General features: G+C 71.8%; 22 protein-coding genes and 1 pseudogene. 14 read left to right on the top strand and 9 right to left on the bottom strand.

The window, feature by feature from the left end:
• Nucleotides 1-9: 9 nt before the first annotated feature.
• Entirely contained in the window at nucleotides 10-324 is a 315-nt protein-coding gene (locus tag ACPU2J_RS30930; protein WP_399821458.1) for an ArsR/SmtB family transcription factor, read from the bottom strand.
• A gap of 119 nt (nucleotides 325-443) precedes the next feature.
• On the opposite strand from ACPU2J_RS30930, the gene ACPU2J_RS30925 reads away from it, so the two are divergent.
• Nucleotides 444-863, top strand: coding sequence for an arsenate reductase ArsC (locus tag ACPU2J_RS30925; RefSeq protein ID WP_399821456.1), 420 nt, complete (start codon nucleotides 444-446; stop codon nucleotides 861-863).
• 57 nt (nucleotides 864-920) lie between these two features.
• On the top strand, nucleotides 921-1,211 hold the full coding sequence (locus ACPU2J_RS30920) for a helix-turn-helix domain-containing protein (protein WP_423834523.1): 291 nt from the start codon (nucleotides 921-923) through the stop codon (nucleotides 1,209-1,211).
• Nucleotides 1,212-1,557: 346 nt separating this feature from the next.
• On the opposite strand, the gene ACPU2J_RS30915 is transcribed toward ACPU2J_RS30920, so the two are convergent.
• Nucleotides 1,558-1,731: a CsbD family protein gene (locus ACPU2J_RS30915; RefSeq protein WP_420078268.1), complete on the bottom strand. Its 174-nt coding sequence runs from the start codon at nucleotides 1,729-1,731 to the stop codon at nucleotides 1,558-1,560.
• Between the two features lie 238 nt (nucleotides 1,732-1,969).
• Between ACPU2J_RS30915 and ACPU2J_RS30910 the strand changes: the two genes are divergently transcribed.
• On the top strand, nucleotides 1,970-2,131 hold the full coding sequence (locus tag ACPU2J_RS30910; RefSeq protein WP_365490720.1) for a hydrophobic protein: 162 nt from the start codon (nucleotides 1,970-1,972) through the stop codon (nucleotides 2,129-2,131).
• Between the two features lie 286 nt (nucleotides 2,132-2,417).
• On the opposite strand, the gene ACPU2J_RS30905 is transcribed toward ACPU2J_RS30910, so the two are convergent.
• The gene (locus ACPU2J_RS30905) at nucleotides 2,418-2,786 is read right to left on the bottom strand and encodes an STAS domain-containing protein (RefSeq protein WP_423834522.1); all 369 of its coding nucleotides are present in this window, start codon (nucleotides 2,784-2,786) and stop codon (nucleotides 2,418-2,420) included.
• Nucleotides 2,787-2,839: 53 nt separating this feature from the next.
• Nucleotides 2,840-3,505 carry an HSP18 transcriptional regulator gene (locus ACPU2J_RS30900; protein WP_420078669.1) on the bottom strand — a complete coding sequence of 222 codons (666 nt, stop codon included), beginning with the start codon at nucleotides 3,503-3,505 and terminating at the stop codon, nucleotides 2,840-2,842.
• A gap of 128 nt (nucleotides 3,506-3,633) precedes the next feature.
• Between ACPU2J_RS30900 and ACPU2J_RS30895 the strand changes: the two genes are divergently transcribed.
• The 3 genes from ACPU2J_RS30895 (at nucleotide 3,634) to ACPU2J_RS30885 (ending at nucleotide 5,042) form a co-directional block, all read left to right on the top strand.
• On the top strand, nucleotides 3,634-4,065 hold the full coding sequence (locus tag ACPU2J_RS30895; RefSeq protein ID WP_420078670.1) for an Hsp20/alpha crystallin family protein: 432 nt from the start codon (nucleotides 3,634-3,636) through the stop codon (nucleotides 4,063-4,065).
• Between the two features lie 105 nt (nucleotides 4,066-4,170).
• Nucleotides 4,171-4,566: a DUF2267 domain-containing protein gene (locus tag ACPU2J_RS30890; RefSeq protein ID WP_423834521.1), complete on the top strand. Its 396-nt coding sequence runs from the start codon at nucleotides 4,171-4,173 to the stop codon at nucleotides 4,564-4,566.
• A 29-nt stretch (nucleotides 4,567-4,595) separates the two neighbouring features.
• Nucleotides 4,596-5,042 (top strand): DUF2267 domain-containing protein, encoded by a 447-nt coding sequence (locus tag ACPU2J_RS30885; protein ID WP_420078672.1) that lies wholly within the window; start codon nucleotides 4,596-4,598, stop codon nucleotides 5,040-5,042.
• A gap of 73 nt (nucleotides 5,043-5,115) precedes the next feature.
• Here ACPU2J_RS30885 and ACPU2J_RS30880 read toward each other — a convergent pair whose 3' ends face one another.
• The 4 genes from ACPU2J_RS30880 to ACPU2J_RS30865 are packed head-to-tail and all read right to left on the bottom strand — an operon-like array spanning nucleotide 5,116 to nucleotide 9,918.
• On the bottom strand, nucleotides 5,116-6,126 hold the full coding sequence (locus ACPU2J_RS30880; RefSeq protein WP_423834520.1) for a DUF5914 domain-containing protein: 1,011 nt from the start codon (nucleotides 6,124-6,126) through the stop codon (nucleotides 5,116-5,118).
• On the bottom strand, nucleotides 6,123-7,133 hold the full coding sequence (locus ACPU2J_RS30875) for a phytoene/squalene synthase family protein (protein ID WP_420078674.1): 1,011 nt from the start codon (nucleotides 7,131-7,133) through the stop codon (nucleotides 6,123-6,125). The genes ACPU2J_RS30880 and ACPU2J_RS30875 overlap by 4 nt, the downstream gene beginning before the upstream one ends.
• Nucleotides 7,130-8,650 carry a phytoene desaturase family protein gene (gene crtI / locus ACPU2J_RS30870; protein WP_420078675.1) on the bottom strand — a complete coding sequence of 507 codons (1,521 nt, stop codon included), beginning with the start codon at nucleotides 8,648-8,650 and terminating at the stop codon, nucleotides 7,130-7,132. The genes ACPU2J_RS30875 and crtI overlap by 4 nt, the downstream gene beginning before the upstream one ends.
• Nucleotides 8,647-9,918, bottom strand: a complete 1,272-nt coding sequence (locus ACPU2J_RS30865; RefSeq protein ID WP_423834519.1) for a polyprenyl synthetase family protein — start codon at nucleotides 9,916-9,918, stop codon at nucleotides 8,647-8,649. Before ACPU2J_RS30865 ends, crtI begins: the two co-directional genes overlap by 4 nt.
• 216 nt (nucleotides 9,919-10,134) lie before the next feature.
• On the opposite strand from ACPU2J_RS30865, the gene ACPU2J_RS30860 reads away from it, so the two are divergent.
• The 4 genes from ACPU2J_RS30860 to ACPU2J_RS30845 all read left to right on the top strand — a co-directional run bounded on the left by ACPU2J_RS30860 (nucleotide 10,135) and on the right by ACPU2J_RS30845 (nucleotide 14,269).
• Entirely contained in the window at nucleotides 10,135-11,322 is a 1,188-nt protein-coding gene (locus ACPU2J_RS30860) for a lycopene cyclase family protein (RefSeq protein ID WP_420078677.1), read from the top strand.
• Between the two features lie 38 nt (nucleotides 11,323-11,360).
• Nucleotides 11,361-12,080: a class I SAM-dependent methyltransferase gene (locus ACPU2J_RS30855; protein WP_420078678.1), complete on the top strand. Its 720-nt coding sequence runs from the start codon at nucleotides 11,361-11,363 to the stop codon at nucleotides 12,078-12,080.
• Nucleotides 12,077-13,645, top strand: coding sequence for an FAD-dependent oxidoreductase (locus ACPU2J_RS30850; RefSeq protein WP_423834518.1), 1,569 nt, complete (start codon nucleotides 12,077-12,079; stop codon nucleotides 13,643-13,645). Before ACPU2J_RS30855 ends, ACPU2J_RS30850 begins: the two co-directional genes overlap by 4 nt.
• Nucleotides 13,646-13,900: 255 nt before the next feature.
• Nucleotides 13,901-14,269 carry a PRC-barrel domain-containing protein gene (locus ACPU2J_RS30845; protein WP_420078680.1) on the top strand — a complete coding sequence of 123 codons (369 nt, stop codon included), beginning with the start codon at nucleotides 13,901-13,903 and terminating at the stop codon, nucleotides 14,267-14,269.
• 619 nt (nucleotides 14,270-14,888) lie between these two features.
• Here ACPU2J_RS30845 and ACPU2J_RS30840 read toward each other — a convergent pair.
• A pseudogene (locus tag ACPU2J_RS30840) lies at nucleotides 14,889-15,095 on the bottom strand (hypothetical protein); the annotation flags it as partial.
• A 276-nt stretch (nucleotides 15,096-15,371) separates the two neighbouring features.
• Here ACPU2J_RS30840 and ACPU2J_RS30835 point away from each other — a divergent pair.
• From ACPU2J_RS30835 to ACPU2J_RS30820, 4 genes are all read left to right on the top strand, one after another.
• Nucleotides 15,372-17,747, top strand: coding sequence for a phosphoketolase family protein (locus ACPU2J_RS30835; protein WP_423834517.1), 2,376 nt, complete (start codon nucleotides 15,372-15,374; stop codon nucleotides 17,745-17,747).
• Nucleotides 17,748-18,181: 434 nt separating this feature from the next.
• A complete protein-coding gene (locus ACPU2J_RS30830; protein WP_423834516.1) occupies nucleotides 18,182-21,382 on the top strand; it encodes a Tn3 family transposase in 3,201 nt (1,066 codons plus the stop codon).
• A 139-nt stretch (nucleotides 21,383-21,521) separates the two neighbouring features.
• A complete protein-coding gene (locus ACPU2J_RS30825) occupies nucleotides 21,522-22,244 on the top strand; it encodes a hypothetical protein (protein ID WP_420078685.1) in 723 nt (240 codons plus the stop codon).
• On the top strand, nucleotides 22,231-22,839 hold the full coding sequence (locus ACPU2J_RS30820) for a Fic family protein (protein ID WP_420078686.1): 609 nt from the start codon (nucleotides 22,231-22,233) through the stop codon (nucleotides 22,837-22,839). The genes ACPU2J_RS30825 and ACPU2J_RS30820 overlap by 14 nt, the downstream gene beginning before the upstream one ends.
• Nucleotides 22,840-22,995 lie beyond the last annotated feature (156 nt).

Below are 22,995 nucleotides of genomic sequence, written 5' to 3'. Positions count from 1 at the left end.
CGCGGAGGGTCAGGGGCAGGACCGCTTGAGGTTCGCCTCGGCGGTGGCACGCGCGGTCCGGGCGAGGTCGGCGAACTGGCCGGCGAGCGCTTCCAGGACATCCGGGCGCAGCCGGTAGTAGATGAACCTCCCGCACGGTTCCGTGTCCACGACCCCGGCCTCGCGCAGCACCTTCATGTGGTTGGACAGGTTCGTCTGCTTCGCACCCGTCTCCTCCACGAGATGCGTGGTGCACAGCGTCTCCTGCGCGAGGAGAGTCACGATCTTGAGCCGGAGCGGGTCGGCCAGCACCCGGATCAGTTCAGTGTCGACTGACGTCAGCATGCGCTGATACTGTCACATCACCCAAGGCTGATGCCAGCCTGGGCTGAACTGTTTGGCCGATGTGCGGCGCGCCCCTGTCGGCGCACCGACGGTCCGCCCCGCTCCCGAAGGAAGAGCCGATGTCCCCCTCCCCGCTCGCGTCCGTGCTGTTCGTCTGCATCCACAACGCCGGGCGCTCACAGATGGCCGCAGGCTTCCTGCGCCACCTCGCCGGCGACCGCGTCGAGGTCCGCTCCGCCGGATCGGTGCCGGGCGACCGGATCAACCCCTCCGCCGTCGCCGCGATGGCCGAGCTCGGCATCGACATCTCCGACCAGACCCCCAAGGTCCTCACCCCTGAAGCCGCCCAGGCCTCCGACTACATCATCACCATGGGCTGCGGCGACGCCTGCCCGTACTTCCCCGGCAAGACCTACCTCGACTGGCAGCTCGAAGACCCCGCCGGCCAGGGCGTCGAAGCCGTACGCCCCATCCGCGACGAGATCAAGACCCTCATCGAGGACCTGATCGCCGAGATCGACACCAAGCAGCAGGCATAGCCCAGGGCCGCCCCCCTCGCAGGACTGTCCGAGACCTCATGGCGGGCGGCGCTCCCGATGCACCTGGACGACCGCGCGACTTACGGCCTGCAGCCGGTCCACCGGCGCATTCCGGAACTGCTGGCCACGGGGGTCACCGACGACACCATCGCCGAGCTCCTCGGCATCAGCCGCCGGACGCTGTCCCGCCACGTGGAGGCGATCAACGCCCGTGCAGGATCGGTGACGCGCTTCCAGATGGCCCTTCACGCGGCGCGCAACGGCTGGATCCGACAGGGCTGCAACGAGCTCCGGCCGTTGCGGTACGGGGCAGCCGACGTCCCGTGGAGCCCGCGGACGGTCTCCTGAGGGGGGCAAGTACCAGCCGACATGGAGACAGGAGGCACAGCCCGGCTCCATGCCGTTGCAAGAGCCGGACCACTGCCCAGGCGGCCGTCAGAGGCCTGAAGGTCCATCGGACCATCGAAGGAGGTCCCGGGGTCGAAGCACAGCCGGCGTGTCGGCTCCGACTATTTGGCGGGACGTCTGGTGTGCGGATCTGCGCGGTGCCTGGAGCACTGCTCGGATTGCAGTGGGTGGCCAGCGCTGCCGCCTTGCGACGACACCGCTCAGCAGTTCGCCGGAGATGCGGTTGGGCCCCGACCTGTGGAGAGGTCGGGGCCCGGCCGCTGTTGTCAGGTGCGTCCCGCTGCCGTCAGGGGCGGAAGGCGTCCTTGACGTCCTCCTTGGCGTGGCGGGCCTTGCCCTTCGCCTGCTCGGCCTCGCCCTCGGCGGTCATCCGCTCGTTGCCGACGGCCCGCCCGACGGTCTCCTTGACCTTGCCCTTGGCCTGCTCGGCGTGCGCCTTGCTCTTCTCCGTACCCGACATCGGGGACCTCCTCGTTGCTGTACCGGCTTGGTCGTGACCGCTCTCCTGCTCCCGATCGCCGGCCGCAAACCCCCGTCCCGAGGACGCGTGATCCGGTCTCCCGAGCCCCTTCCCGGGGCGCGTCCGTCGCGCCGCGGGCGCGCTCACTGCTGCCCGCCTGCGCAGGTAAGTAACGCGTAAAAGTCATGTGCATGGCCGAGCGGCGCCAGGGCAGGCGGTGCTGCGGAGGTTGATAACCATGGTTCCCCTGCTTCTCGTCCTGCTCCTCGTCCTGATCCTGTTCGGTGCCGGCTTCGCCGCGAAGATCCTCTGGTGGATCGCTCTGGCGGTGCTGGTCCTGTGGCTCATCGGCTTCGTCGCCCGCCCCAAGGGCAGCAGCGGCCGCTGGTACCGCTGGTAGCCCGGCACCGAACGCCACGCCGCTGGTCACGATCCCTGGCCTGTTGCTCCCCCGCGCGGGGGAGCAACAGGCCAGCGTCATGTCGGTGGTCGAGTCCGTTGTGGCCGTCGTGCACGGATCGGATGTGCGTGCGGGCTGTACCGGGGTAGCCGGGAAGTGGCCGGGCCGGTCGTCGTGACGCAGCAGGGAGCCTGCAGACCTCCACGTGCGGCGGCCGTCCCGGTCCGTCGCCGTCGTCGGCGGTGTTCCCCGGTGGGGCCTGCCGGAGGGTTGGGGCCGCACCGGGTCAGGCGGGGTCTTGCCGGGGGAAGAGGGGAGCCGCGCCGGTCATCTGCAGCAGGCGTTGCAACTGGGGAGCGGGGTTCGCCAGGTGGAGGGTGGTGCCGGCCTCGACCGCTTGCAGCCGTGCGGCGATGAGTGCGTTGAGCCCGGAGGAGTCGCAGAAGGTGACGCGGCTGCAGTCGGCCACGACGCGGTCGGCCCGGGACATGGCGACGAAGCCGAGTGCGTGTGTGAGAGCGCGGCCGAGCGACGGCGCGGTGTCGATGTCGATCTCGCCAGCGGGCCGTACGACGGCCGTGCGCCCGAGGATCTCGACAGCGGGCGGTGTACCGCTCTCCTCGCCGGGTCGGTCGGGGCGGTAGGAGTCGGACACGGGGTTACCTCCTCGGGCGGCGGCCCGTGCGTCGTGGCCGGGTCGCGGGCGGGTCAGGGGTTGCGCTGGTCGTTGCTGTCCTGGCGGAGCCGGTCGGTGTGGCGGGTCATGGCGTCGATGCGGTCGGCGAGTTCGCTGTCGCCGGTTCCCAGGTGGGGTCTGGTGCCGGCCAGGGGGCCGATGAGGCCTGCGGCGTCGTCGGCGCCGAGGGCCTGGTTGAGGGCGCCCACGGCTTCCTCGGCGCCCGGCGGCAGGCCGGTGAGGGAGGTGACTTCGCCGGCGAGGCGCCGCAGGTCGGCCGCGTTGTCTCGGGCCCAGGCGGTGACGGTGCGGTCGGCGGCCCGGGCGTCGCGGGTGGCCTGCACGCGCTGTTCGCCGGTGCTCCCTGCGGCGCCGGGGCGCAGGCGGAGGTAGCGGCGTTCGGCGGCCTGGCGGCTGGCGACCCCGAGCGGCTCCGCCAGGTCGGCCCAGCTGGCGCCCCTGGCGCGGGCCGTTTCGACCAGGACGCTCTCCCAGCCGCTGAGCCTCTCACGCACCTCGCGGAGCATCCGGAGTGCGGCGAGGGCCTGCTCCGGACCGGCGTCCGAGTCCGCTGCGGCAGGCCCGCCGGCGTCGGCGGGAGGCCGGTGCGCGCCTTCGACGGCTTGGTGGATGGTCTCCAGCGCCGCGGCGGCCTCGGCGGCCAGGACCGGTGGGACGGGGGGTGAGGTCTCGTTCACGGCGCCTCCAGAGGCTCGTCATCCATCAGGCGACATCCCGCTTGTCATCGTTTCGATGACATGCTACAACAGTGGCACGTTGAAGCGCATTGGCAGTTCCTGCCTGAACCAACTGGAGGTGTTTCGCGATGTTGATGCGCACCGACCCGTTCCGCGAGATGGACCGGATCGTCCAGCAGCTGTCGGGTACGTCGGGGACCTGGTCCAAGCCGTCGGTCATGCCGATGGACGCCTACCGCGAAGGCGACGTGTACGTGATCGCCTTCGACCTGCCCGGGGTGAGCCCCGACGCGGTCGACATCGACGTCGAGCGGAACATGCTGACCGTCAGGGCGGAGCGCCGCCCGGTCACGCAGGCCGACTCGGTGAAGGTGGAGCTCTCCGAGCGACCGCTGGGTGTCTTCTCCCGCCAGGTCATGCTGGCCGACACCCTCGACACCGAGCGGATCGAGGCCGACTACGACGCAGGTGTCCTGACCCTGCGCATCCCGATCGCCGAGCGCGCCAAGCCCCGCAAGATCAGCATCAGCGGCTCCGGCCACAAGCAGATCTCCGGCTGAATCCTCCAGTAGCAGCCGGCAGCGGAGGGCGGGAAGGATCCGATTCCCCCCGGTGCCCCGCCCTCCGCACCCCGTCGCCCTTCACCCGTTCCCCGAGGTGACGTGATGTCCATGCGCAGGGAGTCGTTCCTGGCCCACGTCCAGGAACGCGGCGAGTACGAGACCACGGAAGAAGCCGATCGCGTTGCCCGCGTCGTTCTGGCCCTGCTGGGTGCACACCTCGTGGGCACCGTACGGGCCGAGCTCGCAGCCCGGCTCCCCGAGACCTGCGCCCTCATCCTGCTGAACCCGTTGCCGGCGGCGGAACCGCTCTCACCCGAGCGGTTCGTCCGCGCGACCGCGGCCTGGATCGAGGGCGCCACCGAGAAGACCGCCCTGTGGGACATCGGCGCGGTCCTCTCCACCGTCGCCGCCGCGGCAGGAGACGCCCTCACCCGCAAGATCCTGCTCCAGCTCCCGCCCGGCTACGACCTCCTCTTCGGCCACCCCCGGCCCGCCTGACCCTCCGAACAGAAAGGGCAACCGAATCCATGTACGACCAGCCTCGAGCGAACCCGTCCCAGGCGGCCATGACGTTCGATCAGATGCTGGAACGCGTGCGCTACGAAGGCGCCCATCCCACCCGCGAACGCGCCGAAGAAGCCGTCCACGCCGTCCTGGCCGCCCTCGGCCGCCAGCTCACCGGCGAGGAACGCGTCGACCTCGCCCAGTGCCTGCCCGTCGAGGCCGCCCTCACCCTCACCGCCCAGATCCCCACAACCGGACAACTCACCGGCTGGGGCTTCGTCAAGGACCTGGCCGAACGCACCGGCACGACACCGGCCGTCGCCCGCTGGGACACCGGCGCCGTACTCGCCGTCACCGCCCGCCTCGCCGGACCCGACCTCCTCGCCCGCATCCTGCGCCGGCTCCCCGGCGGCTACGCCCTCCTCTTCGGCCAGGCAGAACTGCGCAGGCCCGAACCCGCTACCGCCTGACCCCGGCAGCAGGCCAGACGAGTGGAGGCTGGCACAGCTCCTCAGCCCCGCCCCCCGTGCCCGCGATCCCGGTTCACCCCGGGAAGCGTCCCGTGGAGCGCAGCTGCCAGCGGCGCTCGGCGTAGGCGAGGTCGTCCCGCCACAGCCGGGCTGCCGCACTGCGCATCACCGGGCGCAGTGCCGGTGCGGCCCAGCGTGCCAGCGCGAAGCCCGGCCGGTCGGAGACGGCCACGACGGCCTCGGTCACCACGGTGCGCGGACGGCCCAGTTCATCGGGTCCGAGAGGGGTGGCGTGGGTTTCGACGACGGATCCGATGCCTTCGCCTTCGGTGATGTGCATGACGACAGTGCGTGGTTCGGGAGCGGTGAAGACCGCCCGCACCGGCACCACCAGTCGGCCGGCCACCTTGAAGGAGACGTCGACGGTGAAGCCCTCCTGTGTCCCGTCCCGGTCGGGTGGGTCGGCGACGGTCAGGTCGACGAAGGAGTACGGGTGGAACCATGCTCCGTGCCAGGGATCCAGGCGATTGGCGACGATGTCCTCGGGCTCGCACAGCCCCGTGTCTTCGTAGACCGTGGTCAGGCCGCGGGAGGGGGCCGGCCGGGCCGGTACGACGGGCGCGTCCAGGGGTTCTTCCCCGCCGAGTTCGTCGAGCCGTACCCACAGGAGGATGCCGTCGTCGTGGGCGGGCAGGGGTTCCCAGCCCGCGAACGGTGTGCCGTTCAGGGCGAGTCCGTGCCAGTGGCAGACCAGCGTTCCGCACCGAACGGGGCTGTCGGCAAGCGGTGCTCCGAGATGGGGGCATGCTCCGGGTCCGGCGTGGATCCGGCCGTCGGTGCCGCGCCAGAGCACGACTTCCCGGCCGGCGATGGTGCGGGCCAGGGGGCGATCGTCGCGGAGGGAGGCGGATGCGCCGACGACGTACCAGTTCCCTGACGGGCGGGCCCGGGCCTGCTGGAGAGCTTGCGCGATGAGGCCCGGCTTCGCGTCGCGCCAGGTCGGTCGCTGCCGGTCCCAAGGGACGGGTCGGCGGCGCAGCGAGAGCGGCAGCCGGGCGCGCCGTGCGGAGGGGTCGGGAGTCACGAGACCTCCTCCGATACCGGCCGGACCGGATCCGCCTCCCGTGCAGTTGCGGGCGGCGCAGGGGGCGCGGGATCCCGGCGGGGGCGAAGCCTGAGCGTGAGGACCTGCGCCAGGGCGCCCGCGGCGACCGCGGCCCGCCGGCGCCGGGGAACCACGGCGCGGCGGTGGAGCACCGGGTAGTCCTGGCGTCGGACGGCGTCCAGGATGCTCCCGTAGAGCACGTACGCGGTACGGATGCAGGGCCGGGAGACCGGATCGAGGAGGGCGAGGCCGGGCTGTGCCTCGCGGTAGACGCCGCGGGTGAGCGCCTCGAACTCCTTCAGCGCGGCGAGCACGCGAGGGTCCTGGCGGCCGTGGGTGCGGCACCAGTGCAGCAGCTCCCGGTCGACGCCGTGGCCGGCGAGCAGGTCGGCCGGCAGGTAGACGCGCCCGCGGTCGAGGTCCTCGCCGACGTCGCGCAGGAAGTTGGTGAGCTGGAAGGCGATGCCGAGGGCTGCCGCGTGGGGTGCGGCTTCCTCCCTGGGCACCACGGTGCCCAGCACGGGGAGCATCTGCAGGCCGATCACGGCGGCCGAGCCGTGCATGTAGCGGCGCAGGTCGGCGTAGGTGGGGTAGTCGGTCACCACCAGGTCGGACCGCATCGCGGCCATGAAGTCCCGGAAGAGGCCGTGGTCGATGGCATAGCGGCGCGCGGTGTCGGCGAGGGCCGCCACCACCGGTTCGCTGCTGCCGTGCCGCAGTCCTTCGTCCAGGCGTCTTTGCAGTGCGGCCAGTCGTGCCCCGCGCCGGGATTCGTCCGTCCCGGGGTGCGTCGAGTCGACGATGTCGTCGGCCCAGCGGGCGAATCCGTAGAGGGCGTGGACGGCGGGTCTGCGTTCGGCCGGCAGGAGGCGGGTGGCCAGGAAGTAGGTGCGGCCGTGGGCTGCGTTGAGGGCGCGGCAGCGGCGGTAGGCCGCCCGGAGTGCCGGGTCGGTGATCCCCGCGGCGTCGAGTTCGCGTTCGGTCACCGGGCGGCTCCTCGGGTCGCGGGCCGGCTGCGGCGGGCGCCGCCGGTGATGCGGGCCGCCGCCAGCTTCCCCGACACCAGGGTGGTCGGCACGCCGACGCCGGGGGTGGTGCCGCAGCCGGCCAGGACGGCGTTTGCGGTGCCCCGTACGAGGTTGCGGGGGCGGAAGGGGCCCGTCTGCAGGAAGGTGTGGGCGGCCGAGAAGGGGGTGCCCGCGGCGTGGCCCTGGTCGAGCCAGTGCGCGGGGGTGACGAGCGACTCGTCCTCGATGGCCGCCTCGATCCCGTCGAGGCCGCGTCGTTCCAGCTCGCGCAGCAGGCCGTCGCGGTAACGCGGGCCGAGGCCGGCCCAGGCGGCGCCGTCGGGCCCGATCTCGGTGTTGGGGCAGGGGGCGAGGATGTAGTGGAGGTGGCGGCCGGGCGGGGCGAGCGAGGGATCGGTGGCCGTGGGGCGGGTGATGAGGAGCGACGGGTCGCTCATCAGACTGCCGTGCCGGGTGAGTTCGTCGAAGGTGGTCCGCCAGGCGGCACCGAAGGAGATGGTGTGGTGGGCCAGCTGCGGCCAGGTGCGGTCCGTGCCGGCGTGCAGGACGACGGCGGATGGTGAGTGCCGTAGCCGCACCGGCCTGCGGGGCCGGCGGCCGAGAAGCCGGTAGGTGACGGGCAGGTCGGGGGTGAGGACGACCGCATCGCAGGGGATGCGGTCCTGGGCGGTGATGACGGCGGTAATCCGTTCGCCGCGGCGCTCGAGCCTGGTGACCGGCTCTCCGTAGCGCAGTTGGGCGCCCGCGGCGGTGGCGGCGTCCGCCATGGCCCGGGGCAGGGCGTGCATGCCGCCGCGCGGGAAGTACACCCCGGCCACCGTGTCCATGTAGGCGATGACGGCGTAGGCGGCCAGCGCGCGGGCCGGCGGCACGCCCGCGTACAGCGCCTGGAAGGTGAAGACCCGCTGCAGCCGCTCGTCCTTGAGGAAGCCGGCGATGCGCCGGTCGAGCCGGCCGAATCCGCCGAGTGCCGCCAGCCGGGCGAGGTCGCCGGTCAGCAGGTCCAGGGGGGAGTCGAAGTTCGCGTCGATGAAGCGGTTCATCTGCGCCCGGTGGATGCGCTCCAGCCAGCCGCGCAGCCGCCGGTAGCCCGCCGCCTCGCCGGCTCCGGCGAACCGTTCGACCTCCGCGGCCATCGCCTCGCCGTCGGTGTGCACGTCCAGGGTGCTGCCGTCCGCGAACGACGCTCGGTAGGCCGGGTGCAGCGCAACCAGCTCCACCCGTCGGTGCAGGCTGTCACCGACCGCGGCGAAGGCCTCGTCGGCGAGGTCGGGCATCGTCAGCACGGTCGGGCCGGTGTCGATCCGGTATCCGCCCCTGTCGAGCCGCCCCGCCCTTCCCCCGGGCAGGCCCTCCCTTTCGACGACGGTGACCCGGCGCCCCGCCCCCAGCAGGTGCAGGGCCGCCGACAGGCCGGACAGACCCGCGCCGACGACCACCACGTGGTCGGTGCGGCCCGGCACGGTGCGGGTCATCGGCCGCCCTCGCACGTGTCGGAGCGGGTGGCGGCAGCGGGCTGTGAGGGGGCGGGCGGCAGGCCAGCGGCGGGGGATGTGGCCAGCGTGGTCAGCAACCGGCGCAGCCGGTCCGCCGGGTACGCGTCGAGGACGGCACCGTCGAAGTGCCGGAGCCCCTGCGCCGAAAGCCGCTCGATCTTCGCTTCGACGGCCGCGCGGGCGCCCGTTCCCACCAGTACCTCCCGCACCTCGTCGAGCCCTGCATCGGTCAGGTCCGGGTTGCCGAGGGAGCGTTGCAGCACTTCCAGGGCCGGCCGGTCGGCTGCGGCTTCGGCGCGCGCCACCGCCAGCGCGGCCAGATACGTCGGCTTGCCCTCGCGGATGTCCCCGCCGGAGCACTTGCCGGTGTGCAGGGGATCGCCGAAGGCGTCCCCGAGGTCGTCGCGCAGCTGGAACGCCATGCCCACACAGCGGCCCGCCGAGCACAGCGCCCGCATGGTCCGCCCGTCCGCGCCCGCCACCGCCGCGCCCAGCGCGAGGGGCCGCTCGACCGAGTACAGGGCGCTCTTGAGGTGAGCGGCGCGCAGCGCCTGCGAGGGGGAACGCGACCCGGTCAGCTGGCCGTGCAGGTCGAGGTACTGCCCCGCGACCATCTCGGTGCGCATGTCGCTCCACACCTCGCGCACCACCGCGACCGTCCACGGGGCCAGCGGAGTGTCCGCCACCACGTCGTCCGCCCATGCCAGCGCAAGGTCCCCGGCCAGGACCGCGGCCACCTCCCCGAAACGGGCCGCCCGCGACGCGGGCACCGCACCGCCGCAGGCGTCGCGCACCTGTGCGTGCAGCGCCGGGCGGCCGCGCCGCAGAGCTGATCCGTCCATCACGTCGTCGTGGACCAGGGCACAGGTCTGCAGCAGCTCGAGCGCCGCACCGATCCGCAGGGCGGCCGCGGCCGTCGCCTTGTCGCTCCCGCCGCAGGCACGCATCGACCACCACAGCAGCTGCGAGCGGATGCGCTTGCCACCGTCCCGGGTGAAGCGTGCGACGCGCCCGGCCAGTTCCTCCGCGAAGCGGGAATCGAGCACGCCGGCCCGGGTGAGACGTCCGGCGAGCACCTCCTCCAGTGCCTGCCGGATCGCGGCCGGCACGTCCGCGTCCACTTCCTCGGGGTTGACCAGTACGGCGGCGCCGTCCACCCCCTGACTGCGAGCGGAAACGGGGGCGTCCCTCAGGTGCGAGAGGGGTGGCGGGGCCGCAGAGCGAGCCTTCGCCTGGGTGCGGCGCATTCCGGATCCTCTCGTCGTGGTCTCGATCGCTCGGCGCGTGTGTCTTCGGTGCCTTCCCGCGATACGGATGCGGTCCGGCGCGAATACCCGAACGCGCGGTAAACCCACCGAATGGACGCACCTGTCCGGATGGCCCCGCCCCCGGCCGCATCCGATCACCCGTCACGGCGGGAAGACTCTCCGCGGGCACGCCCAGACCGGACGGAGACGACGATCGTGCTGACAGCGGATGTGGCGGTCATCGGGGCGGGTGCCGCCGGCCTCTCGCTGGCACACCGGCTCAACGGGTCCCCGACCGCGGCCCGGCTTCCCTCCGTCATCCTCGTCGACGCCCCGCCCGGCCCCCTGCGGCCCGCCCCCCGCACCTGGTGCTTCTGGGAGGCCGGCCCCGGGCGCTTCGATGCCGCGGTGCGCTCCCAGTGGCGCCACCTGCGGGTACGGCCGCCCGCCGGCCCCGCGATCGACAGCGACATCGCTCCGCTGCGCTACAAGATGATCCGCTCCGACGACTTCGAGTCCCTCGTCGCCCGCGATCTCGCCCATAGCCCCAACGTCCGGCGCCTGGAGGCGACCGCCGAAACCGTCGAGGACACCCCGACCGGCGCGCAGGCTCTGATCGTCCGCCCCGACGGCAGCCGCGATGTGCTCAGGGCGCGCTGGGTCTTCGACTCGCGCCCGCTGGAAAGCCTCCCGCCCGCCCGCACCAGCCTGCTCCAGCACTTCCACGGCTGGTTCGTCCGGACCGCCCGTCCCGTCTTCGACCCCGGCGCCGCCGAACTCATGGACTTCCGCACCCCGCAACCAGCCGACGGGCTCTCCTTCGGCTACGTCCTGCCCACCGGCACGCACGAAGCCCTCGTCGAGTACACCGAGTTCTCCCCCCGGCCGCTGACCCGCACCTGCTACGAGAGTGCGCTGCAGCACTACACCGCGGACGTGCTGGCCCTCGGCGACCTGGAAGTCACCGCCACCGAGACCGGCCGCATCCCCATGACGGACGCCTTTCTCACCGCGCGGGCCGGCACGTCGGTGTTCCGTATCGGCACCGCCGGCGGCGCCACCCGCCCCTCCACCGGCTACACCTTCGCCGGTCTCCAGCGCCAGACCCGGGCCGTCGCCGCCGCGCTCCACCAAGGCCGCGACCCGGTGCCCCCGGCCGCCCACTCCACCCGCGCCCGCGCCATGGACGCGGTCCTCCTGCGCGCCCTGGCCACCGGCCGCGTCAACGGTCCCGACCTGTTCTGCCGGCTCTTCACCCGCGTCCCGCCGACCCGGCTGCTGCACTTCCTCGACGGGCACACGACCCTCCTCGAAGACCTGTCCGTCGGCCGTCACACCCCCGTCGGCCCCATGCTGCGCACCGCCGTCGAACTGCCCCGCCTGCCCCGCCGCCCCTCCCCCTGACCCGCACAACGCCCCCCTCCCCCACGATCGGAGAACGCATGAGCCTCCTGCGCGACGAGGACCTCGCCGCCGCGTTCGACCACGCCTCCCGCACCTACGACACCCTGGTCGCCGCCAACCCCGGCTACCACGCACACCTGCGCCGCTCGGTGCGCCGCCTCGGCCTGCCCGCCCGAGGGAAGGGACTGCGGATCCTGGACCTCGGCTGCGGCACCGGCGCCTCGACGGCGGCGCTGCGCACCGTCCTGCCCGCCGCCGACATCACGGCCGTCGACGCCTCCGCGGGCATGCTCGCCCGAGCCGCCGCCAAGCCCTGGGCCGACGGCGTCCGCTTCGTCCACGCCCCCGCCGAGCACCTGACGGACGCGGGCGTCGACGGCCCCTTCGACGCGGTCTTCGCCGCCTACCTCTTCCGCAACCTCACCGACCCCGACACCGTCCTGACCACCATCCGCCAGGCGCTGCGCCCGGGCGGCCGCCTCGGCGTGCACGAGTACAGCCTCAGCGGCCGTGCCGCCGACCGGGCCGTGTGGACGCTGGTCTGCCGTGGGATCGTCCAGCCCACCGCGACCCTGCTCGGCGACGGACCCCTGTACCGCCATCTGTGGCACAGCGTCGTCCACTTCGACCGGGCCGACCGCTTCGCCACCCGCTTCCGGCGAGCCGGCTTCGACCAAGTCCGTACCCTCCCCCTGCCGGGCTGGCAGACGGGCATCACCCACACCTTCGTCGCCGCCCGCACCGAAGAGCCCGAGTGAACCGCCCCGCCGACCGGCCACCGGCCGCACGCCGGGGCAAGGACCGCCGCGCCCGCATCCTGCCCGCCCACCCAGGAGCCGCGCACGCCGAAGGCAGGCACACGACCGCCGTGATCGGCGGAGGGATCGCCGGCCTCGCCGCCGCCACCGCCCTCGCCGAAAGAGGCGTCAACGTCACCCTGTACGAGCGCGAGGCCCACCTCGGGGGCCGAGCAGGCGGCTGGCCCACTCGCCTGCGCGACGGCACCACCGTGACCATGAGCCGCGGCTTCCACGCCTTCTTCCGCCAGTACTACAACCTGCGCGGCCTGCTGCGCCGGACCGACCCCGCCCTGGCCAACCTCACCGCGCTGCCCGACTACCCCCTGCTGCACGCGGACGGCCCGCGCGACAGCTTCCGCCACGTACCGCGCACCCCGCCCTGGAGCGCACTGGGCTTCGTCGCCCTCAGCCCCACCTTCCGCCTCCAGGACCTGCGAGCTCTCAAGCCCGCCCCGGCCCTGCCCCTCCTCGACGTCCGCGTGCCCGACGTGTACCACCAGCTCGACGACACCAGCGCACACGACTTCCTGGAGGCCATCGGCTTCCCGGCCGGGGCCCGCCACCTGGCCTTCGAAGTGTTCTCCCGCAGCTTCTTCGCCGACCCGAAGAAGCTGTCCGCCGCCGAGATGGCGCTCATGTTCCACATCTACTTCCTGGGCTCCGCCGAGGGCCTGCTCTTCGACGTGCCCCGCTCGCCCTACCCCACGGCCCTGTGGAACCCCCTGGCCCGCTACCTGGAAGGGCACCACGCCGAACTGCGCACCGGATGCCCCGTCGAGCACGTCGCGCCCACCCGGGACGGCGGGTTCGAAGTGACCGCCGACGGCGAGGAGCCGCGCCGGTACGACGCCGTCGTCCTCGCACTCGACGCCGGCGGCCTGCGCTCTCTCGTGGCCCGCTCGCATCGCCTGGGCGACCCCGCCTGGCGGGAACGCACGGCACGCCTGCGGCCCGCCCCTCCCTTCCTCGTCACCCGGCTCTGGCTCGACCGCCCCGTGGCTCCCGACCGGCCCGGCTTCCTGGGCACCAGCGGCTTCGGCGGACTCGACAACATCAGCGTGCTGAACCGATGGGAGGACGAGGCGGCCCGCTGGGCAGCCCGCTGCGGAGGATCCGTCGTCGAACTCCACGCCTACGCCGTGGACCCGCACGCTCCGCGTACCGACCAGGAGCGGGCACTCGTCGGGCAACTCCACCAGGTCTACCCGGAAACGCGCACGGCCACGGTCGTCGACGTCCGCCACGAATGGCGTGCGGACTGCCCGCTGTTCGCCACGGGCGGCTACACCGACCGCCCCACCGTCCGCACTTCCGATCCGGGGCTGGTGGTCGCCGGCGACATCGTCCGGACCGACCTGCCGGTCGCGCTGATGGAGCGGGCGGCCACCACCGGCTTCCAGGCCGCGAACGCCGTGCTCGAACGCTGGGGCCTGCGCGGCCAGACCCTGTGGAGCGTGCCGGACCGCGGCCGCGTCGCCGTACTGCGCAAAGCAGCCGCGTGGACAAGAGAGCGGAATATGTAGCAGCCCTCGACGAGAACCGGCCTGCCTGCCTCGGGATGGGTTTCGTGCATGAGTAAAGGGGCACGCGCACCGAAACCGCCGGAATCACTGAATGAATTTCTCGGATCCGGCGAGTACGCACAGAAGCGCAAAAACTCTTTCCTCCGCATCGCGAATGGACCAGCCGAGTGGGGGCACAGGAGCAAAGGTCACTGCACGGAGTGCAGAATTCCGGAATGTGTCACGCCGTCACATATTTCTAAGGGGTTGTTTCGCATGACCGAGAACGTGTGGAGCTACAAGTCGACCGCCGGCCGCATCGCGACCACGGACCTGACCGGATACAAGGTCGAGGCGACGGACGGCAGTATCGGCAAGGTCGACAAGCACTCCGACGAAGTCGGGGACTCGTATCTGGTAGTGGACACCGGCGTGTGGATCTTCGGCAAGGAGGTGCTCCTCCCGGCGAGCACGGTGATCCGCATCGACCAGGACGAGAAGAAGGTCTACGTGGACCGCACCAAGGAGCAGGTCAAGGACGCACCCGAGTTCCACCGGGACAAGCACCTGGGGGACGCCGGCTACCGCGAGGAACTGGGCACCTACTACGGCACCGGCGCCCCCTTCGGCGGCCGCCCCGCCTGACCCGACCGCGTAGTCTGCCCCGGCGCTCCACCAGGAGGGCCGGGGCAGGCTCGCGTCCGCGCTGCCCGCCCCAGCGGACGGTGAGCCTGCCGTCGCGGGGACGGGATCCGAGCAGCATGTGGGCTGCACCCTGATGCATGTCTGCGGTGAACTCGACGCCGATACCGTCCACATCCTGGTCGAAGCCCTCCAGACAGCCGACGGGGCAGTCGTCGCGGACCTGCACCACGCCGATGCCCTGCCGGACCGCGAGCTCGCGCTTACGGGGCCGCTCGCGCCTCAGGTGGGCCGGCTCCTCGACGCCACCGGCATCCCGGTGCGGGCGCTGACCGCCGTGCTGCTGGTCCTGGTCGCGGTGTCGGTGGCGGGCGCCACCAGCGGACCCAGTCGCGGACCGCGGTCCCGGTCAGGTCGAAGCCCTTGGCGACCTGACCGACCGAGCGGTCACCGCGCCGGCACAGCTCGACGATCTCGGCCTTGAACTCCGACGTGAACGAGCGCCGAGGACGCGCCTTCCTCTTCCCCGTGCTCTCCATGATGAACATCGTCCTTCCGGGGCCCAAGCCCCTGATCTCCGACGTCCGTCAAAGCGAAGCAAGCCCACCCGGGGTGGGGTGTACTTCGCGGTCTCGAGTGCGGCGAGGGCCTGGGCCCACCGGGCGAACTCGAGGTCGGCGAGGTCGGCGACGGACTTGATGCCGAACGCCTCCTTGAGCAGCTCGCCCTGCGGCTCACTGACGCCCTTGAGGGCGTCCACGGGCGCCGCCACGGAATCGGCCCGAAGGGGGCCCGTGCCGTACGGCTTCACGTTCGGCCCAGCCGGCATCAGCCCGGCTCTCGGCGATACCGTCCACTCCGACGACGAGGGTGCGCTTCAGAGGTTTGTCCTCGGTACTGATGCGCGGGGGCATCGGGGTCGTCGGCCGGGGAGGACCAGGCGCCACCGGAATCCACTCTTCCCGGGCCCGGCGGACGCGTACAAGGGCCGACCGTCCCTGTCCGAGGGACGGCCCTCCCCTGCCGGCAGTCCCCCGGCAGGGCACAAGATGTCGGCATCGGCTCAGTCGACGAACGTCCCGGACCCTCGTACGCAGGAGCGGACATGACCGCGTTGAGCGCGCATTCGATCTCGGAGCTGGACGCCCACTGGCGCGCCGCGAACTATCTGGCCGTCGGTCAGATCTACCTCATGGGCAACCCCCTGCTGACCCAACCGCTGAGGCCGGAGCACATCAAGCCGCGGCTGCTCGGCCACTGGGGCACCTCGCCCGGCCTCAACCTGGTGCACACGCACCTCAACCGCGTGGTCAAGGAGCGTGCGCTGGAGGCCCTGTGCGTCTGGGGTCCGGGACACGGAGGTCCCGCCGTCCTGGCCAACTCCTGGCTGGAAGGGACATACAGCGAGACGTATCCGGACGTGAGCCGCGACGCCGACGGCATGGCCAAGCTGTTCCGGCAGTTCTCCTTCCCCGGCGGGGTGCCGAGCCATGTGGCGCCTGAGACACCCGGTTCCGTCCACGAGGGTGGGGAGTTGGGATACTCCCTCGCCCACGCCTACGGTGCCGCCTTCGACCACCCCGGCCTGCTGGTCGCCTGCGTCATCGGCGACGGCGAGGCGGAGACCGGACCGCTCGCCGCGTCCTGGCATGCGAACAAGTTCCTCGACCCGGTCCACGACGGCGCGGTCCTGCCGATCCTGCACCTGAACGGCTACAAGATCGCCAACCCGACGGTGCTGTCCCGGATCCCCGAGGCCGAGCTCGACGCGCTGCTGCGCGGCTACGGGCACGACCCGCTGTACGTGACCGGCAGCGACCCCGCCCAGGTGCACCACGCCATGGCACGCGCGATGGACCACGCCCTGGACCGCATCGCCCTCATCCAGCAGGAGGCCCGGGCGACGGACCCGGGCCGGGACCCGGCACGGGGGTACGCTCGCTGGCCGATGATCGTCCTGCGCACGCCCAAGGGCTGGACCGGCCCGGCGAACGTCGACGGCGACCCGGTCGAAGGCACGTGGCGCGCCCACCAGGTCCCGCTCGCCGGCGTGCGCGAGAACCCGGCACACCTGCGTCAGCTGGAGGACTGGCTGCGCTCGTACCGGCCGGAGGAGCTCTTCGACGCCGACGGCCGCCCGACGGCACAGGTCCTGGCCTGCGTCCCGGACGGCGAGCGCCGCTTGGGCGCCGTGCCGTACGCGAACGGGGGCCGCCTCCTGCGGCCGCTCCCCCTGCCCGCGCTCGACCAGCACGCCGTCCCCGTCGACAAGCCCGGCCGCACCCTCCACGAACCGACCCGCGTCCTCGGCCGGTTCCTCACGCAGATCATGCGGGACACGGCCGAGCGACGGGACTTCAGGGTCGTCGGACCGGACGAGACCGCCTCCAACCGGCTGGACGACCTGTACGGGGCCACCGGAAAGGCCTGGCAGAGCAGCACGGAGCCCACGGACCGCAACCTGGCCCGCGACGGCCGGGTCATGGAGATCCTCTCCGAACACGTCTGCCAGGGCTGGCTGGAGGGCTACCTCCTCACCGGCCGCCACGGCCTCTTCTCCACCTACGAGGCCTTCGCCCACATCGTCGCCTCCATGGCCGGCCAGCACACCAAGTGGCTGAAAACCTCCCGCGAACTGTCCTGGCGCGCGCCCATCGCCTCCCTCAACTACCTGCTCACCTCCCACGTCTGGCGCCAGGACCACAACGGCTTATCCCACCAGGACCCCGGATTCGTCGACCACGTCCTCAACAAGAGCCCCGAGGTCGTACGGGTCTACCTGCCGCCGGACGCCAACACCCTCCTCGCCGTGACCGACCACGCCCTGCGCAGCCGCGACCAGGTCAACGTGATCGTCGCCGGCAAACAGCCCTGCTTCGACTGGCTGCCCATCGACGAGGCCCGCACCCACGTGACGCGCGGCGCCGGCATCTGGGAGTGGGCGGGCACCGACCACGGCTCCCGCGCACCGGACGTCGTCCTCGCCTGCGCCGGCGACGTACCCACGACGGAGGTGCTGGCCGCCGCGGCCCTGCTGCGCGAACACCTCCCCGAGCTGGCCGTCCGCGTCGTCAACGTCGTCGACATCGCCCGGCTCATGCCCCACGAGGAACACCCCCACGGCATGACGGACACCCAGTACGACGCCCTCTTCACCACCGACAAGCCGGTGATCTTCGCCTACCACGGCTACCCGTGGCTCATCCACCGCCTCGCCTACCGCCGGACCGGCCACCCCCAGCTGCACGTCCGCGGCTACAAGGAGTCCGGCACCACGACCACCCCCTTCGACATGGTCGTGCGCAACGACATGGACCGCTACCGACTCGTCATGGACGTCATCGACCGCGTCCCCGGCCTCGCGACCCGCGCCGAAGGACTGCGCCAGGCCATGGCCGACCAGCACATCCGACACCACGCCTGGATCCGCGAACACGGCACCGACCTGCCGGAGGTCACGGACTGGTCCTGGCCGTACTGACCGGCTCGCGGGCCGGTGCCGGACGTTCCGGGAATAGCCATCGCGCGATCCCACCTTGGTGGGAACACGTGCCCCTCCCCACCGCGGGGGAGACCCGGCCACCCCCGCGGAGCGTGCCCGGATGCACAAGTGCGAGCGTCACAGCGGGCGCGGACGGCACACGCCGTGGCGCCACGCACGCGACACGCCGGGAACGGCGGCAACATGAGCCCGAGAGGCGGAGGCGCCGCTCGGCTGGGGTCCAGCCCAGGTGAGCCCAAAAGCCGCCACGGGATGATCTTGAAGCTCTGAGTCGTACTCCGCGTCTACCACCGGGGGCTTGGCCCTGTCCCGGGTTCCACTGTTCCGATCCTGGCCCGGCGCTGACGACGCGATGATCCCGCGCGGGTGCGCACGGCGTTCCCGGCAGGGTCTGGGCATCGGGTGGGGTGGGGATGACTTCGATCGAGCGGACCGCGTATCCGCGGTTCAAGCGGCTGATCACCGCGCGTGAGCTGCACGTGTTCTTCACCCCGTCCGAGGAGGAGCGGGCCTGGGCGGAGGAGACCGCAGACTCCGACGAGCATCAGCTCGCGCTGCTGCTGGCGCTGAAGTCCTACCAGCGGATGGGCTGCTTCCCTAAGGCGCACGACGTGCCGGAGCAGGTGGTGGAGTTCGTGCGCCGGGCGGCGGAGCTCCCGGAAGCCACCCTGCCGGTGTACGCCTCCGACCGCACCGCCGAGCGGCACCGCTCGTGGGTCCGCGAGCGGTGCGGGATGCGCTACGACGGGCCGGGCGCCCGGGCGCTAGCCGAGGAGACGATGCGGATTGAGGCGGCGTCGAAGAACAACCCGGCGGACCTGATCAACATCGCGCTGGAGAAGCTGGTGGAGGCCGGGCTGGAGATCCCCCGCTACTCGACCCTGGACGCGATGGCCTCCACCGTGCGGGCCCGGGTGAACGAGGAGATCCTGGCCGACATTCGGGAACGGATGACCGAGGACGAGCGGGCGCGGCTGCTGGGCCTGGTCGACGTCGTCGGCCCGGACGGCAAGACGCTGTTCAACGCGCTCAAACACAACCCTGGTCGGGCGACCTGGTCGAACTTCAAGCGCCTCAAGGGCCACCTGACGTGGGTGGACGGGCTCGGGGAGACGGCCAAGTGGCTGGAGTCGGTGGCGACGGGGAAGGTCGCGGACTTCGCCGGCGAGGCAGAGGCCCAGGACGCCGCGACGCTCAAGGACTACACCGCCCGCCGGCGGGTCGCGCTGATCGCCTGCCTGGCCGCGAAGGCGCGGATGCGGGCCCGCGACGACCTGACGACGATGTTCTGCAAGCGGATGGCTGGCAAGGCGAAGAAGGCCCGCGAGGAGCTGGAGGAGATCCGGCGCCAGCAGCAGGAGATCGTGGAGAGGCTGGTCGCCAACTACCGCACGCTGCTGCAGCAGGTCGACGTCGGCGGGCCCGCGCAAAACGCGCGGGCGAAGGCCGCGGCGCTGACCAAGCAGGCGCTGGACGCGCTGGAGGGCCTGGACGAGGAGTCCAGCGCCGCTGAGGCCGTCCGCAGGCTGGAGGGCCGGGTCTCGCCCGTGCTGCTGGCACTGGCCGAGGGGCTGATGGTGCAGGCGAACGGTCTCGCCTCGCTGGTGGCGTCGGTGGAGGGGCTCGGCGGGTTCGACGCCCAGTACGCGCAGATCGAGCGGGTCTCCGCGCACCACGGCGACAACTGGGAGGTGCTGCTGCACGGGCACCTGAAGGCGGACCGGCCGGTGATGTTCGACCTGACCGACGTGATCGAGCTGAAGGCCACCAGCGAGGACTCCTCCGTGCTGGACGCCCTCGCCCACGCCAAGGCTCACCGGGCGATGGTGCGCGACTTCATCCCCGACCGCGACGCGGACGGCCGCAAGATTGACGTCGCCTTCGCCACCCAGAACTGGCAGAAGGCCATCCGCGACCGGCGCCGGCCCGGCCACTTCGTGCGCCGCCACTTCGAGGCGATGGTGTTCTACTACCTCGCCGACGAGCTCCGCACCGGCGACGTCGCGGTGATCGGCTCGGAGGAGTATGCCGACTGGTCCGAGCAGCTGCTGCCCTGGGAGCAGGTGGAGGCGAAGCTCCCGGAATACCTGGTCGAGGTCGGCCTGAGCCCCCCGGGCGAGGCGCCGGCGTTCGACGGCCGCGCCCTGGTCGCCCAGCTGCGCGGGCGGCTGTCCGCCGCGGCGGCCGCGGCGGACAGCGAGTACCCGGACAACGACGAGCTGTTCATCGACCCCGACACGGGGGCGCCCAAGCTCAAGGCCCGCCGGGCGGAGAAGCCGCGCCGCAGCGCGCAGGTGCTGGAGCAGGCCGTCAAGGAGCGGATGCCCGAGCGCACCCTGCTGGGGATCGTGGCCCGCACCGCCTACTGGATCGAGTGGTGGCACCGCTTCGGACCGGCGTCCGGCAACGACCCGAAACTGAGGGACCCGTTCGGCCGGTACGTGATCACGACGTTCGTGAAGGGCACGAACATGACCTTCGCCGAAGCCGCCCGGCACATCGCTGGCGTCTCCGGCCACGAACTGTCCGTCGCGGCCCGCCGCCACGCCACCACGGCGAAGCTGAACGAGGCGATCGGCGACGTCGTCGACCGGCACGCCCAGCTCGACCTGTCCCGCGCGTGGGGCAACGGCACCACCGCCGCGGCCGACGGCACCCACATGGACACCTACCTGGACAACCTGCTCGCCGAGACGTCCGTGCGCTACGGCGCGGTGGGCGGTATCGCCTACCACCACGTCTCGGACCTGTACATCGCGCTGTTCACGCACTTCGTGCCGTGCGGGGTGTGGGAGGCGGTCTACATCATCGAGGGCCTGCTGAAGAACACCTCCGAGGTCCGCCCGACCACCATCCACGCGGACACCCAGGGGCAGAGCTACCCGGTCTTCGCCATCGCCCATCTGCTCGGCATCGACCTGATGCCCCGCATCCGCAACTGGAAGGACCTGCTGTTCTTCCGCCCCTCAAGCACCGCCCAGTACGAGCACATCGACGCCCTGTTCGGCGAGGCCGGGCGCAACGTCATCGACTGGCCCCTGATCGAGACCCACTTCCGGGACCTGATGCGGGGGATCGTCTCGATCCGCGAGGGCGCCATCTCCTCCGTCCTGCTGCTGCGGCGCCTGCGCTCGGGCTCGCGACGCAACGCCACCTACACGGCGTTCCGCGAGGTGGGGAAGGTGATCCGCACCGTCCAGCTGCTGCGCTACCTCTCGGATAGCCCGCTGCGGGCGAGGGTGACGGCGGCGACCAACAAGGTCGAGGCGTTCAACGGCTTCTCCGACTGGGTGCGCTTCGGCCAGAACGGCACGGTCGCGGCGAACGACCCGGTCGAGCAGGAGAAGGACGTGAAGTTCACCTCCCTGCTGGCCAACCTGGTGATCTTCCACAACACCCTGGACATCGCCGACGTGGTCCGCGAGCTGCAGGCCGAGGGGCGCCCGGTCGACCCACTCGACCTCGCCCAGGTCTCCCCGTACCTGACCGAGCACATCAAGCGGTTCGGCGAGTACTCCACCCACGAACTCAGCCTCACTCCCGACGCCTACGACGCCCGCCTGGACGTCGACTTCAGCGTGCTCGGCGGCGACGAGAAGGCGGCAGCGGCATGACGGACAAGCCGACGCGGTCCGAAAACCGTTAGCGTTCCCAGGTGCATTGAGCCGAGACTGATGGGTCGATCGCATCGGACAGGAAGAGTAGCCAGCCCTGACGTACAACCGTGACACCCTGCCCTTCCCCGACAACCGCGTGCCCCCCATCAGGTACAAGGGCATTCGGGACTGGGAAGAGTCCGACCCTGCCCGCCACTCGTTCGCCTGGGACGAGGACGAGGAGGAGCACCTCCGCTCGCTGGTCCGCGAGTGGGTGCCACCCGTGCTCTCCGGTATGGCCGGCTGGTGGCAGGGAGAACGCTGGTGCGAGGGCCAGGTGGACGCGATCATCCGGGAGCGATACGGCACCTGGGCCTGGGGATGGAACTGGTACCACTACAGCGGCGGGCCCATCGGCAACTGGACCGGCGGGCCGAGCTCGGTGACGGCCCCCGACGAGACCGCGGACCGGGCCGTGGCCGCGCTGCTGGAGTGGCGGGAGTGGCTGGAGCGGACGGCCCAGCGCTTCGCCGAGCTGGCGCCGCCGCCGGACGCCTCGCCCGAGGACCACAGCTGGCACCTGGAACGGGCCTGCGTCCGGCTCGTGACCCACACCATGGACTCGGGCGCGGACAACGCCTGGCGCGGCCAGACCTCGATCGTCCTGGGCTGGTTCCTCCAGAGCACCGGCATGGACCAGGCCGAAGCCGCGCAAGCGGTGGAGAACGCGATCGGCGGCCGATTCAAGAGCTGGGTCACCCCGGAACGGACGCTGATCGAATCCGTCGGCGAGGACCTCGCCGTCGGCCTTACCGGCCACGCCCCGTACCGGGACCACCGCGAGTGGGAAGCGCTGGAGAAGCTCCATGACCGCTACTGACAGCCTCTCGTTCTGGCTGCGCGTGCGCCGCGAGGTCGACTGGCGGCATTCACCGGCTCTGCAACGGGTCCCGGCCGGCCGCGACGGGTTTCGGTCCTGGTGCGAGGGACCGGTGCGTCGGCGCGACCCGATTCGCGCTGAGCGTCTGCTCGCCGCGCACACCCTGGCCCGGGAGGACGCCGCACGCCAGACCCCGCTGAACTTCGCCCTGCTGGCCCGTTGGCAACGCGAAGTCCTCGCTGCAACAAGGGCACCGTTCCGCGTGAGCGACGCCTATGCGAAGGCCGGCCGCGAGCGCTACGGTCTGACCCCTCACACGCAGGCCTACTTCGATTCCTGCCTGAACGAGACGACCGACCCGGACATCCCGCTGGCGGCCCGCGCGGCCCGCGCCTACCTCGATGTGGCGTTCTTCCACCCCTTCGCCGATGGCAATGCCCGCGCCGCACTGTTGACCTTGGTCTATGTCCTGGCGCGGGAGGACATCGTCCTTCCTGAGGTCGACCCCCTCCAGACCACCCGCTACGCGGATGACCCGGCCGGTGCCGCCGACCTTGCCACTCTCATCGGGGTGCTCAACCGCCGCCGACGCTGAAGCGTTCGGGCGAGAGCACCGACCTTCCGCCAGGCTTCAACAAACCATCGTTTTCTGAAGATCGCCGGGCGGACCGCCGGAAGCACCCCAGGACCTTCAAAAACTCCTTCAAAAACCCTGATGGTTCAACAACCCCCGGCCACCGTTTTCTGACAG

The organism is Streptomyces manipurensis (genome assembly GCF_049570255.1).
GTDB classification, from domain to species: domain Bacteria; phylum Actinomycetota; class Actinomycetes; order Streptomycetales; family Streptomycetaceae; genus Streptomyces; species Streptomyces manipurensis.
The sequence above is the reverse complement of the archived record's forward strand: the minus strand, read 5'-3'. Positions and strand labels throughout refer to the sequence as shown.